Source organism: Amycolatopsis sp. NPDC114478 (assembly GCF_055633805.1).
Window position 1 is genome coordinate 36,738 of sequence record NZ_JBVKDO010000039.1, and the last position, 19,605, is coordinate 56,342.

A 19,605-nucleotide genomic window follows, 5' to 3' on the forward strand; every position below is an offset into this window, starting at 1 on the left:
TGATGGACATATCCGCGTCACTGGCCGGCGGTCGCACCGCCACCCGAACGGGAACGGCCGCCCAGACCGGCGCGTGGACGGTGTTCCTCGGCACGGTCATCACCACGGCCGGGCTGAGCTGGGACATCCAGTGGCACACCGAGGTCGGGCCGGACACCTTCTTCACCCTGTCCCACCTGGCCCTCTACACCGGCAGCGCCCTCTCCGGCATCGCCAGCCTCGTCATGGTGCTGCTGGCCACCGCCGCCCAGCGCGCCGGCCGCCCGATGCCCCGCACGGTCGGCGGCACGCCTGTACGGGTGTTCGGCGGCGTCTTCACCGCGCCGCTGGGTTATCTGGTCTCGGGGATCGGCGCGGCGTCGTTCCTGCTCTACGGGTTGCTGGACCTGGTGTGGCACTCGATCTACGGCTTCGACGCCGTCCTGAACACCCCCTCGCACGTCGCCCTGTTCCTCTCGATCACCGTCACCATGATCGGCAGCATCATCGTGTTCGCCGCCGCGAAGGACCAGCGCTGGGGCCGCTGGGGCGTCATCGGGTCGATCCCGATCCTGATCACCTTCGCGCCGATCCCCGCGAACGCGCTCAAAAACCTCCCGCTGCCGATCGACCCGACGATCATCGGAATCATCTTCTTCTCACCGCTGCTGCTGGTCGTCGGCGCGACGCTGCTGCGCCGGCCCGGTTCGGCGATCGCAATCGCGACGGTCCTCGGGGTGCTGCAGGCGTTCCTGTGGTGGTTCTCCCCGTGGGCCGCAGAAACCTACGCCGCCGCGGTCGGTCTCCCGCTGCGCGACGGCCTCACCCCGCAGCCGCCGGACCTGCCGGGCGCCATGCCGATGTTCCTGATCGTCGCGGCCGTCCTGGTCGAGGGCTTGCTGCACATCACGCGCCGTCGTGGGCTCGATGTCAAGCGGGTCCTGCTCGTGGCCGGCGCGGCGACCGGGCTGGTCGTGGCCGTCGGCCTGCCGCTGCAGCAGACTCTCACCGACCCCACCGCGGAGATCTCCGGAACCGAGTTCGCGCTCCTTGCGATCCTCGGCCTCCCGCTCGGCGTGCTCGCCGGGTTCCTCGGCGGCCGGTTCACCACGCTGCTCGACGCCCTCACCCCGGAGGAAACCCCATGACCTCGCGCACCCGGCGCTTCGCCGTCACGGCACTCGCTGTGCTGACCCTGAGTTTTGCCGGAGTAGCCCCGGCGACGGCCTACGCGCCCGTCGACATCGTCCACACCGAACACGTCCAAGCCGGGCCCTACAGCGTGACCGTCGGGTTCTCCGTCTGGCCGATCCGTGCCATGCAGTCGCTGGACTTCACGTTCCTGCCCGACGGCGGCATCGCGGGCAAGTCCGGCACGCTGCTGCTCGACGGCCCGGGCGTCCAGTCCGACGAGCACGCCCGGCCGCTGGTCCGCCACCCGCGCAAGCTCGATTCGTGGGGCCTGGACGTGAAGTCGTTCGACACCGCGGGCGTCTACCGCTTCGGGTTCGCCCTCGACGGCCCGCAGGGGCACGGCGAGGGAAACCTCGGTGACATCACGATCCTGGACCAGCCGGGGCCGCCGCTGGCGCTGAGCTGGACGGTCGGCTCATTGCCGTTCGCCGGGCTGATCGTGTTCCTGGTCGTGGCCTGGCGTCGCGTCCGGCCCGGCCGGCAGCCGCTTGTGGTGTGATCACCGGCGGGAGTGCCCGAGGCTGGACACCGGGAACAGTTCGGTGACGCCCTGGAAGGTGCCGACGACGATCGCTTCGAAGTAGTCCGGCACGGCGCCTTCCAGGGGATCTCTACGGTGATGTGGAAATACTGCCCGACTGTAGAAGTAAACTTACCTGGCCACGACCTCCGCGGCCGTGCTCAGCGGCTCGGACAGCGCATCGACCGCGGAGGCGAACTCCTTGACCTGGTCTTTCGACAGCTCGGTTGGCGAGCACCGGGCGCAGGGACTGGATGGCCGCCGTCGAGCCGTCCACATTGGCCTGGAAGTCGCCGAAGTCGTTGTGGGAGAAAGTTTCCTCCTCACCGGTGATCTTGCGCGTGGCGACTTCGTCGAGCAGGCTCTTGGCGCCGTTGGCCAGGTCGAGCGCGCTCAGCTGCAGAGCGGCGCCCGAATCCGGTTGCCGGCCGGTGATCCGCAGGTCCTTTTCGAGGCGGTGGAAGCCGGTCAACTTCCGGCCGGGTTCGAGATCGGCTTCGCGGACGTCGATGGCCGGGTCGAGGTCGCCGAACTTGGCCGCGACCGGCTCGATCCGCTCGTAGTAGACGCGCGTGCGGGCGTACTGCGCCTTGGCGCCGGCGACATCCCCGGACTTGATGGCCGCAGCGAACTTCTTCGACTCCTCGGCGAACGCGACGGTCTGGCTGCCGACGTAGCGGGCGTAGCTGCGGGCGGCGTCGGCCAGTTCGGCGTTCGCGTCGGTGCCCTTGGCCACGCCGCCGGTCACGGTGAACGTGCCGCGGATCCCGGTGCCGGCCATGCCTGGTTTGCAGGCGGTCTGATCCGTGCCACTGCCGGCGACCTCGACGATCAGCCGCCGGTTCAGGCCAGGCGCGATGTTCTCGACTTCGCCCATGATCCGGTCGCCTTCACCGTAAAGGTAGAACTCCGCGACCTTGGTGCCCTGGTTGACGATCTGGAAGGTGACGTTCCCGGCCGGCGCGGTGGTGGCCGACACCTGGCAGGCGGTGTCCGTGGCGGTGACGGTGATCGGGCCGCCAGGCGCGTCGGCTGAGGGCTGGGCGTCGCATGCCGCGACGAGGGCGAGCGCGGTCACCGCGACTCCGGTCCGCAGTACGGTCGACATGGTCACCCCTTCGGTTCGGCCGTGCCGGACGCAGGAAGAGCGGCAGCACAATCAGGACGTAAAGCACCCAGGCGGTTGCCTGGAGTGTGGTGGTCTGCTGGGAGTAGTTGAAGATGCCCTTGAGCAGCGTGCCGTACCACGAGGTCTCCGGGAGCACGCCGGAAGCGTCGAAGGCCAAAGTGGACAGACCGGGAAGGAAGCCGCCCTCCTGCAGGTCGTGCAGGCCGTAGCCAAGCACGCCAGCGGCCACAAGACCGGCAGCACACCGGTGATCTTGAAGAACTTGCCCAGGTCGAACCGCAGCGCGCCACGGTAGAGCAGCCAGGTCAGCGCGACCGAGGTGAGAATCCCGAAGACGAAACCGGGCAGCGGCACGGCGGTCTCACCTCGGGCGGTCTGTACGGAGGCGTAGAAGAAGACCGAGGTCTCCAGCCCTTCGCGGCCGACGGACAGGAACGACACCAGGACGATGGCCGCCGGGCCGAGCTTCAGCGCGTTCTCCATCTTCCCGCGCAGCTCGGCGGAGATGTGCCGGGCGGCGGTGCGCATCCAGAAGATCATCGCGGTGACGAACGCGACGGCCGCGATGGACAGCGTGCCGCCGACCAGTTGCTGGTGGGCGAACGTCAGGTGCGCGGTGGTGTAAGTGAGGATCGCGCCCCCAGCGCCCGACAGCAGTACGGCTGCGGCGACCCCGGGCCACACCCAGCGCAGCGTCGATCGCCGGTCGGTCTTGACGAGGAACGCCAAGGAGTGGGTCGAGATCCGGCGGAACATTGGTAATGGACAAAACGGGCATTGATGATCGCGGCGCTGATGAGAGGGCCGGTGGGCAAAGATCCTCCAGTGCAAGGCAAAGGCCTGGTTAACGGCGCTGTGCCGACCGAATTCCGTGACGCATCCTGGCGTCATGAGGCGAGTGGGCGGTGTGGTGCGGCGAATGCGGCTGCTCAAACCGGTCTTCCTTCGGTCCGCCCGTGGGTCCGACCGGCTCGAAGCCGTCGTTTCCGTCTTGCTGGGTCTGCTCGTCGTCGCGTCGGTGGCGGTCATCTGCGGACGCGTCGTGGCCGACTACGGCCACCTGGCAGCCACGGCCGCGGCGGACAGCCGGTCGCGGCACCAGGTGGTCGCGACCGTCCGGCCGGACCTGCCGGTGCCGTCCGGTGCGGCGTCGGCGGGAGGCGAGCTGACGTCGGTCATGGCCACCTGGGTTTCCCCGGCGGCCGGGTGCGCAGTGGCGTGGTCCACCTCGGTGCGGGTCCCGCGCTCCCGCAGCAGGTCCGGTTGTGGGTCGACGGTGCGGGTGCCCAGGTCGCGCCGCCGCTGAGCGGTTCCGAGGTGTTCACCACGGCCATCCTCGGCGGTCTCATCTGGGAGTCCGTGGTGCTCGTCGTCATCGGCGGCAGCTACCTGCTCACCCGGCGGGCCCTGGACCGCCATCGTGCCCGGCTGTGGGAGCGCGACTGGCTGCGGTGGCGCGGCGGTGCGACCACGTCGTGAGCGGAGCGGGTGGCAGCCAAAAACGACGTCAACGTAGAATTACTACGCAACTGTAGAAGTAAGTGTCCCGTAGATGGCGGAGGTCCGATGAACCCGTTGAGCGCGACGTCGTGGCTGTCGAGCCTCGGCACGGCCGGCGTCTTCCTGGTCTTGTTCGCCGAGACCGGCCTGCTGATCGGGTTCTTCCTGCCCGGCGACTCGCTCCTGTTCACCGCGGGCCTGTTCTGCACCACCAGCGCCACAGCAACGGTCCACCTCTCGCTGCCCGCCGTGCTGGTCGCGTCCGTCGCCGGCGCGCTGCTGGGCGCGCAGACGGGATTCTTCCTCGGTCGTCGCGGCGGACGAGCGCTGCTCGCGAAGTCACGCAACCCCCACCTGCATCGCGGCATGGCCCGGGCCGAGGAGCTTTTCGACCGCTACGGCCACGCCAAGGCCATCGTTCTCGCGCGATTCGTCCCGGTCGTGCGGACCGTCTTGAACCCGCTGGCCGGAGTCCTCGAGGTGCCTGCGCGGACATTCGCGCTCTGGCAGGTCCTGGGCGGTGTCCTGTGGTCGGTCGGCGTCACGATCGCGGGCTACGTCCTGGGTTCCAGCATTCCCGGCATCGACCAGTACCTGCTGCCGATCGTGGCGCTCGTCGTCGTGGTTTCGCTGATCCCGCTCGCCCTGGAATTGCGTCGCAGCCGCAAGCAGCGCGCCGGTGACCGCGCTTAGCTGTTCGCTAGCAATCCGATGGACTGGCTCGAACCACGGTCTCGTTACCGTGACTCATGTTCGATGTCGCAAGCCGAACCGGAAGAACACCCGTCGCGAAACCGCCGGTCAAGCGTCGCCGAAAGCGCTTGCGGCGGGTGCTCGCCGTCTTGTTGCTCCTGATCATCTACCCGGCCGTGACCTACGTCCAGGCGCTCACCGCACCCGGGGCCGCGACGTTCGCCGCGCGCACCGCCGACTGGGCCCGTCAGATGGGTGCCGGCCCGGTCGTGAACGCGATGGAAAACTGGTACTACACCAGGCATCCGCCGGCCAACAGCGCGCCCGACGCGAACGCGGTCCCCGTGCCGGTCGGCTCGCCGGGACCGGCCGGTGACCTGGCGAACGCCCCCGCCCCGCTGCTCACCCTGCCCGGCGCGCTCCACGGTGAGGGTGCCTGGGTGCCGGGTGCGCGAACGGTCGGCGGGCAGCCGGCGGTCTACACGACGTTCCTCCGTGCCGATCCCGCCCACACCAGCGTCGTGGCGGCGATCGTGGCCTTCGATCAGAAGTGGACCGGCCTGCACCTGATCGCCGGGACCAAAGAACCCGGCGGCCACTGGCCCGAGGGCGCGCAGGTCCCCGACACCCTGCGTCCGTCGTTGCTGGCGACCTTCAACTCCGGCTTCAAATTCCGCGACACCCCGGGCGGGTTCTACGCCGACGGGCAAACCGGGATCCCCCTCAAGAACGGGATGGCGTCGCTGGTCATCGACAAGTCCGGCGTGGCCGACGTCGCCCTGTGGGGCCGGGACGCCCACCTGACCCCGGACGTCGTCGCCGTGCGGCAGAACCTCGAGCTGGTCGTCGACGGCGGCCGCCCCGTGCCGGGACTGTCGGGCAACCCGGCAGGGCAGTGGGGGAGCGCGAAGAACCAGTTCCAGTTCACCTGGCGGTCAGGGGTGGGCATCGACGCCCAGGGCCGCTTCATCTACGTCGCTGGGGACCAGCTGACCCTGACCGCGCTCGCGAGCGCCCTGTCGACCGCTGGCGCGGTGCGGGGTATGGAACTGGACATCCACGGCGGGATGGTGAGCGCCAACCTGTTCCGGCCCGACATCGCCGGCTCGTCGCCGAAGACGCTGACGCCGGACATGCCCACAGCGCCGGACCGCTACCTTTCCGCAGACCAGCGCGACTTCTTCGCGGTCACAGCTCGGGCGGGAGCCCTGCACGCGCCGACGGCAGCAGGAGGGTGAACGTCGTCGGCGCCGAACCGCTCAGCTGCAGCCGGCCCCCTTCGGCCTCGGCCAGATCGCGGGCCAGCGCCAAGCCGATGCCCGACCCGCCGGCGCCGCTGTGCCCGCGGGTGAACATGGCGGGCACGTCGACGTCGCCCCGGCCCTCGTCGGCGACGTCGATCGCGAAGGCGTCGGCGCTGTCCCGGGTCGTGATCGTCACGGTGCCGCGGCCGTGGATGACGGCGTTGTCGAGCAGGACACCGAGGATCTGCCGGACCGCGGCTTCGGCCGCCCTCGGCCGTCCCGACGCCTGACGGTCGACCCGCAGCCGGCGACCCTGGCCGGCGAGGAGGCCGCGCCAGCCGGCGTCGACGTCGCGCAGCAAGTTCTCCGGTTCGATCACGCCCCGGTCCTCCGGAGGCCGGTTGGCCAGTGTGACCAGGTCGTTGATCGTCGTCTCCATCCGGTCCATCCGCGTGAGCGCGGCTTCCACCGCGGCTTCGAGGTCCTGGCCTGGGGGATCCAGCGCGGACTCGAGCTGCAGCCGCAATCCGGCCAGCGGCGTGCGCAGCTGGTGTGACGCGTCCGCGGCAAGCGCGCGCTGGCGGTCGAGGGCGTCGCCGATCCGGACGGCGGCCTGGTCCAGCGCTTCGGCCAGCTGGTCGATCTCGCCGATCCCGCTGACCGGGGCGCGCACGGTGAAGTCGCCGCCGCCGAGTCGGGCCGCCGCGGCGGACAGTTGCTCCAGGGGCCGGGCGACCCGGGCGGCGAGCCGCGCGGCCAGCAACCAGGTCAGGGCGAGCGCGGCGAGCGCCAGCCCGGCCATCGCGAGCCAGGAGATCGCGACCTTCCGGTACCACTCGGTGTGCGGCGTCGACACGCGCACGATGCCCTGCAGCTCCGAATCGCGCAGGATCGGCACGGCGACCACGAGATCCGCGCCGGCGTCGCCGGTTGCGATCTCGCCGGAGCGGGCGCGTTGCACGACCGCGTCGCCGGTCGCGGGGCCGTTGCCCGTCGTCAGGGTTCCGTCCGGCGTGTAGAGGCCGGCCGTGTCCTCTTCGGACACCGGGAACCGGGGCAGGGTCGCGTGGCTGAACACGTCGTCGGCGACCGACAGCGCGGCGGCGTCGGCAGTGCGTTCGAGTTCCGTGCGTTCGTCTTGCGCGAAGTAGCTGGCGACCCCGATCGCCAGCGGCATCCCGAAGAGGCTGGTCGCCAGCAGGGCGGCCGCGACGGCGAGCAGGATGATGCGTCTGCGCATGGCGATAGTCTGCACGTGCGCGCGCGATTTCCGCCAAACACACCCACGAGGGTTAGCGTTCGGTTAATGTGTGGCTCGAACGGGTTAACACTTCGGTTCTCATGGCTCTTTAACGGACATTCGCTAACATTTTCCCATGGCGGCAGTTCTCCTCGTCGAAGACGATGAAACCATCGGAAGCCTGCTCGAATCCGCGCTCCGCATGCACGACTACGACGTCATGTGGTCGCGCACCGGTGGCGAGGCGCTGCGTCGGATGACCATCGACGAGTACGACGTCGTCCTCCTCGACCTCGGGTTGCCGGACCTGGACGGCATCGAGGTGTGCCGGCGTGCCCGTGGGATCACGCCCACCGCCCTGATCATCATGATCACGGCCCGGACGCAGGAGATGGACGTCGTCGTCGGGTTGGAGGTCGGGGCGGACGACTACCTGACGAAACCGCTCCGGCTGCGTGAATTGCTGGCGCGGTTGCACGCGCACCTGCGGCGCGGGACGTCCTCGAACGTGGTCCCGTTGCGAGTGGGTGACATGGTCGTGCGGGTGGCCGCGCGCCGGGTGACCCTTGCCGGCGACGAGGTCGCGTTGCGGCCGAAGGAGTTCGACCTGCTGCAACGCCTGGCGCAGGAGCCCGGCGCGGCCATCAGCCGGGACACGCTCATGGCCGACGTGTGGGACACCCACTGGCGCGGTTCGACGAAAACACTGGACGTCCACATCGTGACGCTGCGCCGGAAACTCGCCGATGCCACCACGAACGGCGTCACCGTGCCGACGATCACGACCGTCCGCGGGTACGGATACCGCCTCGAGGTGCCGGCTCCGTGATCCGTTCTTGCCCGGTGTTGACCCGGTCATAGCAGGCGGCGAACGCGAAACTCGATAGCTTGACGACGGAATGCGGGGACACATGATCGATCCGGGACGTGCGATGGCTGATCCGAGCGGGATCCGGTGCTCGGACGCCGAGCGCGAACAAGCACGACACCACCTGGCCGAAGCCGCGGGCGAAGGCAGGCTCACGGTCGATGAGGTGGAGGAACGCCTGACCCGGGTCGCCGCGGCCCGTTACCGCGACGAGCTCGCCGAGACCACCGCGGACCTGCCCCCGCGGGCGGCCTCGGTGAGCTCGCCGACCGGCTGGCTACCGGTCCTGGCGTCGGCCAAGAACCAGCTCGGCGCGGACCTCGCTGCACTGGTCGGGCGGGGCGAAGAAGTCATGAGCAAGCGGCGCCGGCTGGCGATGCTGGTCGCGGTGCTGGCCGTGGTCGTACTGTTCGCCGCGCTGGTCGTGGCGGCGTTCCACGGCTTCGGAGACGACGGCTTCGAACATCACGGAGTCGACCGAGGCTGAGCAAGGCCGAGAGGGTTTCCATCCCAGTCTTGGCAGGCACCCCGGGTTCCCCCTCGACCCCCTTCCGGGTGTCTGCCATCCCCATGTGAAGGACCGTTCTTTGAGGTGATCGACCTCGGCCAATCCGTGATCCTCGGCATCGTCGAGGGGCTGACCGAATTCTTGCCCGTGTCCTCCACCGGGCACCTGAAGATCACCGAAGGGCTGCTCGGCATCCCCGTCGACGACCAATCCGTCGTCGGCTTCACCGCGGTGATCCAGGTCGGCGCCATCGCCGCGGTGCTCGTCTACTTCTTCCGCGACATCGTGTGGATCGTCGGCGCCTGGGGCCGGGGACTCGTGAAGGCCGAGGCGAGGCAGGAGTTCGACTACAAGTTCGCGTGATGGGTGATACTCGCAACGGTGCCCATCGTCGCCGCCGGCCTGCTGTTCCAATCCCTCGTGAAGGGGCCGTTGGCGTCGCTATGGGTGGTGGCGGCGTCGTTGATCGCCGGCAGCGCGATCATATGGGCGGCCGACCGCTTCGGGACGGGCAAGCGCGCCGAAGCCGACACCACGCTGACCGACGCGATGCTGGTGGGATCCTCCCAGATCTTGGCTCTGCTGTTCCCGGGGTTCTCCCGTTCCGGCGCGACGATCTCCCCGGGCCTGTTGCGCGGTCTCGACCGGGTCGCGGCGACGCGGCTGTCGTTCTTCCTGTCGATCCCGGCGCTGACCGGAGCGGGGCTGTACGAGCTGAAAGACGCCTTGGGCGGCAGCCTCGACGTGATGCCGTTGGTCGTCGGCTGTTGAAGTTCGTGGCCGGGCACACCTTCACGGCCTTCGTCGTGTATCGGGTCATTGCCGGGGGCGCGCTGCTGGGCTTGCTGACCACTGGAGTCCTCAACGCGTGAGCCATGCCCGCGAAAGTTGCGGAAAGCTCTGAGCTGGGTGGCCTACTCGCTGCCTGACAACCTGGAAACCAGGACATGCGCGATTTCGGCCACCGCCGCCGTCGCGGCTTCGCGCATGGCGGGATCGAGGTTCTCCAACACCGCGTCGCTGGGGCCGGCGAGCTGGAGGAGGTCGCCCGCGCCGGCGTACCTGGCCATCCGGAGGGAGACAATCTGCCCGCCAGGGAAGGAAAGCCGCAGCGCGGCGGAGTCCACCTTCGAAGCTGCTTCAGGGTGCCCGTGACCGGTGGCCCGCTCCACGATCGGATCGCCGTGACCCTCCGCGATCAGAGTGTCTATTGTGGCCTGGACGATGCCCTCCCCGCGCGCGGCGAGATCGGTCAGGCTCGCGAACCGCGCGTCAGGTTCGTCGGGGAGCTGGAGCAGTTCGACAACGCGTTGGAGCGCGTTCATCGCGTGCCACGCGGCCAGCGTCAGGGAATCAGGTCTCGGCGCGTCTTCCGCCAGCATCGACGGTCCGAGACACGCTGCCAGCCGGTCCGTCAGATCAGCCAACGTCGCCGCTTCGATCAACCTGCGTTCGGGCATGCCGCACTGTCACATGGAACGGGTAAGCGCCCGACCAACCAGCGTTTGCCGAGCACTTACCCCGGGTCAACCGGCCTGGCCGAGCGCAGCCGGCACCGGCATCCCAAGCAGGATCCGTTGCTGCGACTCGAAAGTGGCCAGCGTCGTCGATGTCGTGCTGCGCGGCAATGGCGCGGGACGCCTCGCCCATGCGGGTGCGAACCTCCGGATCGGCGGCCAAGCCGGCGATCCACTGCGAGATCGTGATCGCACCCGGTTCGAACAGGTGGCCGTTCTCGCCGTGGGTGGACGAGACGGGGCAGGGCGAGCGCATCGGCGGCGGCGACCGGGAGACCCGCGGCCATGGCCTCCATGGTCGTGAGACTCTGCAGCTCGGCCGTGCCGGGCGTGCAGAACACGTGAGCCGGCCCGAAGGTGATCGCCGCGCTGTTCACGATGCCGATTCTGCCCTGATTCCCAGTGCGAGCAGCTTGATTACCCGATATGTCCTCAGTAGACGGTCACAGCTCCCGGAGCTCCTCCACGGCGGGGCGCGTGGACGCGCGAGCACTGGTCAGCGCGGCGACCGCCAGCGCCGCGGCGACCGCCGCGACCGTGACCACCAGGTAGGTCCACGGCACCGCGATCGTGTCCGGTGGCGGGTCGAACACGCCCGTCAGGACCTTCACGAGCATCTGGGAAAGTCCCCATGCGATGAGGCCACCACCGATCAAGCCACCGACGATGACGACGAGGCCTTCACCGAGCACCAGACCTCGCAGCTGCCGGCGTCGGGCTCCGAGCACGGCCATGATCGCCAGGCTGCGTCGGCGTTCGGCCAGTCCGACTGCCAGCACAATGCCGCCGGCGCCGGCGGCGATCAGCACGGCGAACGTGAGTTCCAGGCGGGTGAGGCCATGCAGGTTGACCGACGTCAGGCTGGAGCCGACGTGGGCGCGGGTCTCGGTGATGTCGGTGACCGTCGCGGAGGTGCCGAGCTGGGCACGCACCTCGTCGGCCACGGCGGCCTGGTTGCTGCCGCCGGTGTCGATGAGGAAGGCCCCTACGGCGTCGGAGCCGGTGGCCTGCGCCAGGTAGGCGGCGTTGGCCACGAAGAAGCTGTCCTTGGGCGCCGTCGGGAATTCCTTGACGATGCCGCGGTAGTGGAAGGGCACGGTACGCAGCGACTTGGTCCGCGCGTCCTGGACGCGAAGGTTGATCAAGTCGCCCGGGCTGAGCTGGAAGTCCTTGACGGTCTCGGCGCTGACGAGAATGGCATCGGGTTGGTGGGCGAGCGTGGCCATCAGTTCGGCGGCGGTGCCGCCTTGGAAGTAGGCGTCCTGCAGGGCGGTGACCTGCCGGATGCTGTCCGGCCGGATGCCGTAGAGGTCCTGGAGGTCGGTGCCGACGTAGGCGAACCGGTGCTGGACCGGTTCGAGGTGCCGGACGCCGGCCACGTTCTGCAGCTGCGTTGCCGCCGCGGGCGTGACCTGGGCGGCGGGCGGTTCGGTGACGGTGACGTCGGCGCCGTTGGTGAGCTGGGCGTCGGCTTCGGCTTGCTGCTCGTAGGTGCTGTTGAACACCGCGGTCGAGGCGGCGAACGACAGCGCGAGGGCGAGCAGCACGATCGCGCGCGCCAAGGGGCGGCGCTGCCGGGTGAGGCTCGCCGCGCCGGGCTGCGCGAGCCGGCCGGCCAGCGGACGCAGGAGCCGGCCCAGCGGCCCTCTGCCGTGCTTGAGCGCGAGCGTGGTGAGTCGCCAGAGCAGGGCCGCCGCCCCGAGCCACAACAGGGCCGGGCCGAGGAATGCCCAGGAGGACACCGAGATGGTCGGCACGCCCTCGGGAGCGAGGACGAGCGAGTAGCCGTTGCCGCTGGACGCCCAGAACACGACGAGCGCGGCGACGAGGAGGAGGACGTCGAGCCCGGCTTTGGCCCACCACGGTGAGCGCTGCTTGCCGATCACCTGCCGGGCCTGGGACACCGTCCGCGCGCGCAGGCCCACCACGGCCGGGACCAGCACGGTGACGGTGGTGATCAGCAGCCCCGCGGCGAACGCGACCACGGACCACCAGACGGTGGCCGTCGTGCTCTGTCCCTCGGGCGCGGGACCGAAGGCGAGCCGCCCGGCCACCGCGGCGACCAACAGCCCGGCGACACCGCCGAGGACCGCGACGAACGCGGCTTCGGTGACGGCGATCCCCACCACGGTTCTCGGTGTGTGCCCACGCGTCCGCAAGAGGGCCTGCTCGGCGCGTCGCCGGTCGCTGCCGGCTTCGACGAGCGTGCTGGTCAGCAGGGCGGCGAGGACGACGCCCGGCAGTCCGAGGAAGAGGAACAGCAGCTGTGCGTAGGCTGCGTCGCTGCGTGCGGCGTCGAGGGCGGCCCCGACGTTGTCGCCGACCAGCGCGGCGCCGGCGACCTGTGCTTCGAAGTTGTGCGCGGCGCCGACTTCGGCTTGGTAGGCGGTCGCGGGATCCGGCGAAGCCGGCGCGTCGCGAGTGACGTGGAGCTGCGTGACCACATTCCCTTTGACCACGTCGGCGAAGACGGATTCCGGGAGCAAGAGCACGTTGTCCGGTGGCGCGGAGGGCTGCGTCCCGGCGGGTGCGCCGACCTTCTGGAAGAGGGAGTCGGCCTGCGGCAGGTCGACGACCCCGGCGACGGTGATGGGCTGCGAGGTGGTGCCGTCGAGCCCGACGGAAACCTGGTCGCCCGGGCGGACGTGGAGGTTCGACGCCGTTTGCTGGGCGATGAGGACCCCGTCCGGGGATCCGTCGAGCTGACGGATCTGGCCGGGGAAACTCGCCGCGTAGCCGGGCGGCAGGCCGAGAAGCACACCCGGCCCGGTTGTTTGGGTGGTGCCGCCGGCGGTGGCGGCCAGGCCGTCGGTCCGCGCGAGGTGGACCATCCGGATCGCGGCGGTCCCGGGCAAGTCCTGCAAGGTGTTCTGCACGATGTTGGGGTCGCCGCCGGGCTGGACTTCGACCTGCCAGTCCACCGCGACCGACCGCAGCGCCCGTGCGGTCATCGTCGCTTGTGACGAGGCGAGAAACGACCCGAGCGCGGCGATCAGGGCGACGGCGAGGGCGATGCCACCGGCCGTCGCGCACAGCCGTCCGCTCCGCCGGCGCAGCAAGCCGCCCAGCCACAAGGCGATCACGACGGAACCGCCTTCGTCTCGGTGGTGTGGAGTCTGCCTTCGTGCATGGTCCAGCGCGTCTCCAGCCGCTCGATTACGGCCTTGTCGTGGGTGGTCACCACCAACGCGGCGGACAGGTGCTCGCTCGCGTCCAGCAGCGCGTCCATCAGCCGCCGGCCCGCGGCGCGGTCGAGCTGGCCGGTCGGCTCGTCGGCGAGCAGCAGCGCCGGCCGCTGCGCCAGCACGCGGGCGACAGCCGCTCGCTGGGCCTGGCCGCCCGAAATTTCTTCCGGCAGCTTGGCGGCCAGTTCGTCGATGCCGACGAGGGCGAGCGCCTCCGACACGCGCCGGCCGAGGTCCGGCTCGCCGACGCCGGCGATCACGAGCGGGAGCGCCGTGTTTTCGGCGACGTCCAAGGCCGGGACCAGGCTGGGGCTCTGGAAGACGACCCCGACGTCCCGGGAACGCTCCTCGGCGGGGCCGAACCCGGGCCAGGAGACCGTGCCGCGGGTCGGCCGCTCGAGCCCCGCGAGCAGGTGCAGCAGCGTCGACTTCCCGGACCCGGACGGTCCGGCGATCGCGATCCGGTCTCCACTGTGGACAATACAGCTGGCGCCGTGGACGGCGACGACCGCGGACGGACCGGCGCCGAACGTACGAGCGACCTCGTCGCAGACGACGAGCGGTTCGGCGGTCATGCGGCCACCACCCCGTCCTCGATGGTCAGCACCCGGTCGGCGATCGCGACGACTTCGGCGCTGTGGGTCACGATCAGCAACCCGGCGCCCTGGTCGGCGTGGAGGCGGAGCAACGCGAGGATCTCCTGTTCGGTGTGCCCGTCCAGCTCGCCGGTCGGCTCGTCGGCGAGCAGCACGGATGGCGCGTTGGCCAGCGCGACGGCGAGGCCGGCGCGGGCGAGTTCACCCCCGGACAGCTGGGACGGTGTCGCCTTGCGGCGGTGGCTGAGGCCGATCTGGTCCAGTAGCTCGTCGATCGACGGGCGGAAGGCACCGGACCGCCGGGTGCGGCGCGCCAGTTCGATGTTGCCACGCACGTCGAGATGGGGGAGGAGGTTGCGGGACTGCAGTAGCACGCCGATCCGCCGGGCCCGGATCTTCGCTCGCACGGATTCGGGCCGGTGGCTGATGCGTTCGCCGACGATCTCGACGCTGCCGCCCGCCGGCTCGTCCAAGCCGGCCAGGCACGCGAGCAGCGTCGATTTCCCGGAGCCCGACGGCCCTACGACGGCGACGGTCTCGCCGCGGGCGACGGTCAGCGACACGCCGCGCAGGGCAAGGGTCTCGTCGTCGCCGGTGCGGAAGAAGCGGTAGAGGTCGCGTGCCCGCAACGCGGGCGTGGACCAGTCGGTGGCTGTGGGCATCACGACCAGCGCAGGGAGTCGGTGACGGTCCGCCAGGGATCGACGTTGTCGGCGTTGGTCGGTCCGGAGAGCGTCAGGTCGACCCGGAGCCCGGCCTGGAAGAAGCTGTAGCGCTCGAACGCGTCGCGCACGACCTTTCCGGTCACCGGGTTCGGCGCGGAGTCGCCCTGGTAGGTCAGCAGCACCACCTGGCCGGCGGCGCGGGCAACCGTCGACACCTGCCCCATCGCGAAATTCGGCGTCTTTCCCTTCAGCGACGGCACATCGGTCGTGGTGATCGACGCCGCGGTCGGTGCTCCGCCGGAGCGCGACGATGTGATCTGCACTTGGTTGAGCTTGTCGGTGAAGGTCGTCGTCGAGCCCGCGGCCGAGGAGGCCCAGCCCTCCGGGATCTTGACGGTGAAGCCGCCACCCGGCGGGGTGAAGGGCACGTAAGCCTGGTTGTCGGGGATGTCCCCGGCGGGGTTGGTCTCCGTCTCCGTCGTCCCGCTCGACGGCGCCCCGCTCAAAGGCCGGGCCGACGAACTCGGTCCCGGCGCCGAGGCGCCGCTGCAGCCGGTGAGCACCGACATCAGGATCGCCGCGGAAGCGATGCGGACTGAGGTGGGTGTGGACATGGATGCTCCCTGCTGCCGTTTCCTGCACGCTAGAACCCGGCGCGGAAGCGAAACGCTTGCGAAAGGTTCGAGGCAGGCAAAGTCACCCGAGGTACGACGGCGTCGCCGCTCGCTCGTCGAGCCGCTGGAAGGCGAGCGCCGCGGACAGCCAGGTCGTGGCGAACGCCAGGCTGCCGAGCACGTCGGTCGGCCAGTGCACGCCGAGGTAGACCCGCGTCCAGGCGATCAGCACGGCGTAGCCGACCGCGAGCAGCCAGACGAGCCACCGCGGAGCACGATCGAACCGGCGGACGACGAGCCAGGCGATCAGCCCGGCGGCCAAGGCGGCGTCGGAGGTGTGGCCCGAAGGGAAGGAGTAGCCGCCGGCGTAGACGGCCCAGTCCGCCGTGGCGGGGCGCGATCGTGCGAGCAGCTCGGAGATGCCGAAGCGGAGCAAGACGGCGAGCAGCATCGTCAGGAGGACGAGCACGGCGCGGGTCAGCCGAGCCCACACCGTCCCCCGGGTCAGCGCCGCGGCGAGAAGGAAGACGAGCGGAGCGGTGAACGCGGAGGAGGCCGTCGAGGTGATGACGGATGCCGCGGAAGTCCAGCCGGGTGTGCGATTCGCGAGGAGCCAAGCGTGGACAGTGTGGTCGAAACCGGCGGCCCACGGGAAGACGTCGCTCGCCGACAAGAGGAGAATCACGAAGACGGCCAGCGCGACGGCGGCGCTCCAGACAGGCTTCCGGACATTCAGGCCGGCGGTATGCTCCGGCAACGACATCGACGCCACGAGGTCAAACTATGGCGGTGAATACCAGGAACTGGTTTTTGGCAGGCTAATGCGCGTTAACTTGCCCCGTGTGGGTGATCAGAGCCGGCAGCAGCTCGCCCGGCCGGACGCGAAGGTGTGCAACACCTGACTGCGTCTACCTGGTGGTTCGTGTGAAAGTCGACTCTGCGCTGCCTTGAGCGCATGATGTCCCCAAACACGGGAGTTAGCCACGTGTGGGGGTTCAAGCCATCGGACACAGTATTTGCCACGGATCGCGAACCACGATCTGGAGGCTCCTCTGGCACATCAGGCGGCCACGACCGCAGGACTCGGGCGTCGACCCGCAGAGCCGGTCCGCGCTTGCGACGGTCATCCGGTGGGTCCTCGTGCTCGGCAGCTTGATGGTGGCCGGGCACGAGCACCTCGACGTCAGAACAGCGTTGCCTCGCGGTCCGCGGCCGGGCCGGGCGGTATCAGCGGCGCGTCGCGGTCAGCATCAGCGCGATGGCAAGTCTTGAACACTCCGTGAGTGCGGGCTCGCCGCGGCGGGTGTCGTGGATGTCGGCGCAGTGTGTCACGTGCTCGATCAATGAGGTGGAGGCGTGGTCGTAGCGGTAGCCGAGGTCGGCACGGCGGGGGCGGCCTTGTCGGCCACGACCCCGAGCCGGTTCGCCACGACACCGAGCACGACCGCGAGGATGACGGCTGTCACCTCCGCCGGCACACCTGAGAAGCCCGGCGTGACCACGTCGAAGAAGCTGTCGGGCTGCAACGCGGTCCAGCCCGCGAAAGCCAGCGGCGGGATGAACATCCGCACGAAGTCCCACCGTTCCGGCCGTCGCTTGAGTCCGAGAACATACAGGAACACCGACACCACCAGCAGAGCGAGGAACGAGTACTTCAGGACATCCGGGTGCTCGACCTTCGCTTGGGTCACCCCGCCCACTGTCTCCCGCTGGACCACCAGTCCAGTGATGAACGCCTGCAGCGCCAGCACTTCGGCGGGCACAAGCGCCGCGAACGTGTCCACGTAGGTCTTGACGCCGGGCGGCTCCGCTCCAGTGCTCTCGCCGGGCGGCGCATCCGTGCGCTTTTGCGTCACGTCACCGTACAGATAGCTGCTCATGACACTCCCCGATCCCGCTACTGCGGCGCTTCGTCCCAGAAGACCCGGTAGGCCGCCTTGAACTTCCCCGGTGCCCCGTGGAACGGTTGCGCCCGAACCTTGACGTACACGTCGACGTGGTCGTTGTGCAGTGTGATCCGTGCTCCGGTTCGCTCCTCGTTGCCTTCCACCAGCGAGGAGAACACTGTTTCCGGGCCCACGAACTCCTGCGCGTTCGCGATGGTATCCGGCGGTTGCGGCGACAGCGGCTTGAGTTCGGCTGCGAGTTCGTTGAATACCGCCACCGGGCTGAGGACGAACGATGCACAGCACACCGCAACGCCCCACAGGGTCGACGTGCCGGGGGTGTTCCGCTGGTCCGGCGGCAGGTCGCTGACCCGCTGGATCAGGTCGGGTGGGTGCACCTCCGTCCACCGCGCCGGGTTCGACGGGGACGTGTGTTGTTCGGCGCCCTGCCAGATCGTGGCGGCGTCGTTGTAGGACGCGGTCGTGCCGGCGGCCCCGATGTGCGCCGGGTCGGTCACCAGGCTCCCGCATACGCGCACGTATTCCCCGTTGCGCAGCGGAGTGCCGTCTGCTCCGGCGATCGGGATCCGATAGGGCCACAGCACGCGAGGCCGGCCCAGATCGGGGATTTCGAACCAGTCGTCCGGGCACACCGGCGCCCGGCTGGACGACCTCGGTCCCAGGTCCATCGGCAGACCGTTGATTTCGATCTTGAGCTGCAGGGTCGAGGCCACGGCGTGTGCGTCGCCTCCGCCCCACGCGCGCGCCACGACGTCGATGGCCGTGACGAACGTGCGCAGGTCGTACCCGTTGGCGAGCAGCCAGTCGACGTCCAGCACGAGCCCGCAGTGGACGTCCGGCTCTTTGTTGGCCGAGGGCGGGTCGGGCACGTCGGCCAGCCACCCCCGGAGCTCGACGACGTGACAGGTGTTCGGCAACGAGACTCCCGGGGTCTCCGACCTCGACCACCGGGTGCCGGCGTCCGACCCGTCGCCGTTGGGTCCGAAGATCATGCTGGACGGCGTGGCTGACGCGGAGGGAAGCGTGCGCGTGGTGATGCTGTTGCGCGCCAGCGCACCGGAGGGGACTATCCGCACCGAGTCCCACCCCACTCCCAGGGCGAACAAGGCGGCCGGGCTGGGCACCCAGACGGCGGTGCCGTCGGTGATGACCCACACCTCCGGCCGGTCCCATTCGCGCAGATACGTGAAGCGTTCCGGCATCGCGCCGAACCGGTCCAGATCGTGCGGCGGAACGTGTCGTACTTTGCCCCAGTCGTCTCCCATGGCGAACAGTTCCTGCGGCGACGGGACCCAGAACTTCGCGCCTCCGGTGACGACGTACACGGCCGAGTCGCCGTCCATCTGCCCCAGCCAACGCGCAGGCTCGGGTGAATCGGGAAGGTCGGGTGAATGCGGTGGCCTCAGTTCCGAGGCCGACGGTATCGGGGGATCCCCGGGGTTCATCGCGCCGCCTCCGCAGCCGAGGTGCTGACGCGAGACCGCCGCCATTCGGCGAACGCAGCAGCGGCCAAGGCGAGAACAGCCAGCAACCCGACGGCGACCACGGACCATTCCAGGGAGCCGTCACCGCCGTCGGGAGCGACGCCCGGCAGCAGGCGTTCAATCCAGTCGAGCTCGGCAATCGTGACACCCCAGAGGGACAGGGTGATCAGCAAAACTCCGCATTCGACCCAGAATCGACGCCGAATCGGCACGACCTGCATCCCGTAATGTTTTCCGCGATCATTCATGACAGCCTCCATGCTGACGCGCTGCCGAGAATCAAGGCGAGCATAATCCCGTCAGCGGCTCGCGCCTGTTGCGATAAGGGCTCTATTTTCGATCAGCTGGAGAAATCGTGACTATCGATTGTCAGGGGTGCCTTGGTGGAAATGTTCCGTTCGCCATCCGGGTCAAGCGGGCCCTACCGGGATCCGACAGCATCGCCGCCCTACGAGACTTCCGGCGACCTCGGCCTGACAGTCCGGGAATGCCTCGCGCAGAACGAGCAGGTCTCCGCGGGTCTGCGGGCCGCGTTGGTCGCCTACCCGGCCCCCAAGAACCGCGCGACGTGTGCGTGGCGGTGGCCCCAGGCGTCGGAGCCGACGCGCAGGGCGCTGCTGGCCGACCCTGACGACAGCGTCCGCATCGCCGCCCGCTCGACCTAATACGCGCGGCACCCACATTCCGGGACGCCGCCCAACCTGATCCCGGCTCCGCTCGCGGACCGGACCACTGAGGCCGGGTGATTCTGCCGTGTCCCTG

20 protein-coding genes and 3 pseudogenes are annotated in these 19,605 nt (G+C 69.5%); 11 read left to right on the top strand and 12 right to left on the bottom strand.

Annotated features, from left to right (window positions below; translation table 11 throughout):
- Positions 1-2 precede the first annotated feature (2 nt).
- Both ACZ7OH_RS49575 and ACZ7OH_RS49580 read left to right on the top strand, forming a co-directional pair.
- Complete coding sequence (locus ACZ7OH_RS49575) at positions 3-1,127, top strand: hypothetical protein (protein WP_470287320.1); 1,125 nt, start codon at positions 3-5, stop codon at positions 1,125-1,127.
- Entirely contained in the window at positions 1,124-1,672 is a 549-nt protein-coding gene (locus tag ACZ7OH_RS49580) for a hypothetical protein (protein WP_470287321.1), read from the top strand. Before ACZ7OH_RS49575 ends, ACZ7OH_RS49580 begins: the two co-directional genes overlap by 4 nt.
- Positions 1,673-1,825: 153 nt before the next feature.
- Here the strand turns inward: ACZ7OH_RS49580 and ACZ7OH_RS49585 are convergent.
- Positions 1,826-2,801: pseudogene (locus tag ACZ7OH_RS49585) on the bottom strand (EfeM/EfeO family lipoprotein).
- 19 nt (positions 2,802-2,820) lie between these two features.
- Positions 2,821-3,578 (bottom strand): annotated as a pseudogene (gene efeU, locus ACZ7OH_RS49590) (iron uptake transporter permease EfeU); the annotation flags it as partial.
- Positions 3,579-3,741: 163 nt separating this feature from the next.
- Here efeU and ACZ7OH_RS49595 point away from each other — a divergent pair.
- The 4 genes from ACZ7OH_RS49595 to ACZ7OH_RS49610 all read left to right on the top strand — a co-directional run bounded on the left by ACZ7OH_RS49595 (position 3,742) and on the right by ACZ7OH_RS49610 (position 6,253).
- Positions 3,742-4,128, top strand: a complete 387-nt coding sequence (locus ACZ7OH_RS49595) for a hypothetical protein (protein WP_470287322.1) — start codon at positions 3,742-3,744, stop codon at positions 4,126-4,128.
- Between the two features lie 11 nt (positions 4,129-4,139).
- On the top strand, positions 4,140-4,301 hold the full coding sequence (locus ACZ7OH_RS49600; RefSeq protein WP_470287323.1) for a hypothetical protein: 162 nt from the start codon (positions 4,140-4,142) through the stop codon (positions 4,299-4,301).
- An 87-nt stretch (positions 4,302-4,388) separates the two neighbouring features.
- Entirely contained in the window at positions 4,389-5,015 is a 627-nt protein-coding gene (locus tag ACZ7OH_RS49605) for a DedA family protein (protein ID WP_470287324.1), read from the top strand.
- Between the two features lie 149 nt (positions 5,016-5,164).
- A complete protein-coding gene (locus tag ACZ7OH_RS49610) occupies positions 5,165-6,253 on the top strand; it encodes a phosphodiester glycosidase family protein (RefSeq protein WP_470287325.1) in 1,089 nt (362 codons plus the stop codon).
- On the opposite strand, the gene ACZ7OH_RS49615 is transcribed toward ACZ7OH_RS49610, so the two are convergent.
- Entirely contained in the window at positions 6,204-7,499 is a 1,296-nt protein-coding gene (locus tag ACZ7OH_RS49615; RefSeq protein ID WP_470287326.1) for a sensor histidine kinase, read from the bottom strand. The genes ACZ7OH_RS49610 and ACZ7OH_RS49615 overlap by 50 nt on opposite strands.
- A 136-nt stretch (positions 7,500-7,635) precedes the next feature.
- Here ACZ7OH_RS49615 and ACZ7OH_RS49620 point away from each other — a divergent pair, with 136 nt between their 5' ends.
- The 3 genes and pseudogenes from ACZ7OH_RS49620 (at position 7,636) to ACZ7OH_RS49630 (ending at position 9,646) form a co-directional block, all read left to right on the top strand.
- Positions 7,636-8,328 (top strand): response regulator transcription factor, encoded by a 693-nt coding sequence (locus ACZ7OH_RS49620; RefSeq protein WP_470287328.1) that lies wholly within the window; start codon positions 7,636-7,638, stop codon positions 8,326-8,328.
- 103 nt (positions 8,329-8,431) lie between these two features.
- On the top strand, positions 8,432-8,854 hold the full coding sequence (locus ACZ7OH_RS49625; RefSeq protein ID WP_470287329.1) for a DUF1707 SHOCT-like domain-containing protein: 423 nt from the start codon (positions 8,432-8,434) through the stop codon (positions 8,852-8,854).
- A gap of 168 nt (positions 8,855-9,022) precedes the next feature.
- Positions 9,023-9,646, top strand: a pseudogene (locus ACZ7OH_RS49630) (undecaprenyl-diphosphate phosphatase).
- 143 nt (positions 9,647-9,789) lie between these two features.
- Here ACZ7OH_RS49630 and ACZ7OH_RS49635 read toward each other — a convergent pair.
- From ACZ7OH_RS49635 to ACZ7OH_RS49660, 6 genes are all read right to left on the bottom strand, one after another.
- Positions 9,790-10,335 (bottom strand): hypothetical protein, encoded by a 546-nt coding sequence (locus ACZ7OH_RS49635; RefSeq protein ID WP_470287330.1) that lies wholly within the window; start codon positions 10,333-10,335, stop codon positions 9,790-9,792.
- Between the two features lie 500 nt (positions 10,336-10,835).
- On the bottom strand, positions 10,836-13,475 hold the full coding sequence (locus tag ACZ7OH_RS49640; RefSeq protein WP_470287331.1) for an FtsX-like permease family protein: 2,640 nt from the start codon (positions 13,473-13,475) through the stop codon (positions 10,836-10,838).
- Complete coding sequence (locus tag ACZ7OH_RS49645) at positions 13,472-14,152, bottom strand: ABC transporter ATP-binding protein (protein WP_470287332.1); 681 nt, start codon at positions 14,150-14,152, stop codon at positions 13,472-13,474. The genes ACZ7OH_RS49640 and ACZ7OH_RS49645 overlap by 4 nt, the downstream gene beginning before the upstream one ends.
- A complete protein-coding gene (locus ACZ7OH_RS49650; RefSeq protein WP_470287333.1) occupies positions 14,149-14,835 on the bottom strand; it encodes an ABC transporter ATP-binding protein in 687 nt (228 codons plus the stop codon). The genes ACZ7OH_RS49645 and ACZ7OH_RS49650 overlap by 4 nt, the downstream gene beginning before the upstream one ends.
- The gene (locus ACZ7OH_RS49655; RefSeq protein ID WP_470287334.1) at positions 14,835-15,452 is read right to left on the bottom strand and encodes a hypothetical protein; all 618 of its coding nucleotides are present in this window, start codon (positions 15,450-15,452) and stop codon (positions 14,835-14,837) included. The genes ACZ7OH_RS49650 and ACZ7OH_RS49655 overlap by 1 nt, the downstream gene beginning before the upstream one ends.
- Before the next feature lie 82 nt (positions 15,453-15,534).
- Positions 15,535-15,945 (bottom strand): phosphatase PAP2 family protein, encoded by a 411-nt coding sequence (locus tag ACZ7OH_RS49660; protein WP_470287335.1) that lies wholly within the window; start codon positions 15,943-15,945, stop codon positions 15,535-15,537.
- A gap of 46 nt (positions 15,946-15,991) precedes the next feature.
- Between ACZ7OH_RS49660 and ACZ7OH_RS49665 the strand changes: the two genes are divergently transcribed.
- Positions 15,992-16,354 carry a hypothetical protein gene (locus tag ACZ7OH_RS49665; protein ID WP_470287336.1) on the top strand — a complete coding sequence of 121 codons (363 nt, stop codon included), beginning with the start codon at positions 15,992-15,994 and terminating at the stop codon, positions 16,352-16,354.
- 438 nt (positions 16,355-16,792) lie between these two features.
- Here ACZ7OH_RS49665 and ACZ7OH_RS49670 read toward each other — a convergent pair whose 3' ends face one another.
- From ACZ7OH_RS49670 to ACZ7OH_RS49680, 3 genes are read right to left on the bottom strand one after another with little or no spacing between them, the layout of a single operon-like run.
- Complete coding sequence (locus tag ACZ7OH_RS49670; protein WP_470287337.1) at positions 16,793-17,332, bottom strand: hypothetical protein; 540 nt, start codon at positions 17,330-17,332, stop codon at positions 16,793-16,795.
- A 17-nt stretch (positions 17,333-17,349) separates the two neighbouring features.
- A complete protein-coding gene (locus tag ACZ7OH_RS49675; protein WP_470287338.1) occupies positions 17,350-18,849 on the bottom strand; it encodes a hypothetical protein in 1,500 nt (499 codons plus the stop codon).
- On the bottom strand, positions 18,801-19,091 hold the full coding sequence (locus tag ACZ7OH_RS49680; protein WP_470287339.1) for a hypothetical protein: 291 nt from the start codon (positions 19,089-19,091) through the stop codon (positions 18,801-18,803). The genes ACZ7OH_RS49675 and ACZ7OH_RS49680 overlap by 49 nt, the downstream gene beginning before the upstream one ends.
- 141 nt (positions 19,092-19,232) lie before the next feature.
- On the opposite strand from ACZ7OH_RS49680, the gene ACZ7OH_RS49685 reads away from it, so the two are divergent.
- Positions 19,233-19,508, top strand: a complete 276-nt coding sequence (locus ACZ7OH_RS49685; protein ID WP_470287340.1) for a hypothetical protein — start codon at positions 19,233-19,235, stop codon at positions 19,506-19,508.
- The last annotated feature ends 97 nt before the right edge of the window (positions 19,509-19,605 follow it).

What these genes read in the sequence shown, in the direction of transcription:
- ACZ7OH_RS49580 (WP_470287321.1), top strand. Translation starts at nt 1,124, where the DNA reads ATGACCTCGCGCACCCGGCGCTTCGCCGTCACGGCACTCGCTGTGCTG.
- ACZ7OH_RS49675 (WP_470287338.1), bottom strand. Translation starts at nt 18,849, where the DNA reads ATGGCGGCGGTCTCGCGTCAGCACCTCGGCTGCGGAGGCGGCGCGATG.
- ACZ7OH_RS49620 (WP_470287328.1), top strand. Translation starts at nt 7,636, where the DNA reads ATGGCGGCAGTTCTCCTCGTCGAAGACGATGAAACCATCGGAAGCCTG.
- ACZ7OH_RS49655 (WP_470287334.1), bottom strand. Translation starts at nt 15,452, where the DNA reads ATGTCCACACCCACCTCAGTCCGCATCGCTTCCGCGGCGATCCTGATG.
- ACZ7OH_RS49615 (WP_470287326.1), bottom strand. Translation starts at nt 7,499, where the DNA reads ATGCGCAGACGCATCATCCTGCTCGCCGTCGCGGCCGCCCTGCTGGCG.
- ACZ7OH_RS49670 (WP_470287337.1), bottom strand. Translation starts at nt 17,332, where the DNA reads ATGAGCAGCTATCTGTACGGTGACGTGACGCAAAAGCGCACGGATGCG.
- ACZ7OH_RS49595 (WP_470287322.1), top strand. Translation starts at nt 3,742, where the DNA reads ATGCGGCTGCTCAAACCGGTCTTCCTTCGGTCCGCCCGTGGGTCCGAC.
- ACZ7OH_RS49575 (WP_470287320.1), top strand. Translation starts at nt 3, where the DNA reads ATGGACATATCCGCGTCACTGGCCGGCGGTCGCACCGCCACCCGAACG.
- ACZ7OH_RS49650 (WP_470287333.1), bottom strand. Translation starts at nt 14,835, where the DNA reads ATGCCCACAGCCACCGACTGGTCCACGCCCGCGTTGCGGGCACGCGAC.
- ACZ7OH_RS49645 (WP_470287332.1), bottom strand. Translation starts at nt 14,152, where the DNA reads ATGACCGCCGAACCGCTCGTCGTCTGCGACGAGGTCGCTCGTACGTTC.
- ACZ7OH_RS49680 (WP_470287339.1), bottom strand. Translation starts at nt 19,091, where the DNA reads ATGAATGATCGCGGAAAACATTACGGGATGCAGGTCGTGCCGATTCGG.
- ACZ7OH_RS49635 (WP_470287330.1), bottom strand. Translation starts at nt 10,335, where the DNA reads ATGCCCGAACGCAGGTTGATCGAAGCGGCGACGTTGGCTGATCTGACG.
- ACZ7OH_RS49685 (WP_470287340.1), top strand. Translation starts at nt 19,233, where the DNA reads ATGTTCCGTTCGCCATCCGGGTCAAGCGGGCCCTACCGGGATCCGACA.
- ACZ7OH_RS49605 (WP_470287324.1), top strand. Translation starts at nt 4,389, where the DNA reads ATGAACCCGTTGAGCGCGACGTCGTGGCTGTCGAGCCTCGGCACGGCC.
- ACZ7OH_RS49625 (WP_470287329.1), top strand. Translation starts at nt 8,432, where the DNA reads ATGGCTGATCCGAGCGGGATCCGGTGCTCGGACGCCGAGCGCGAACAA.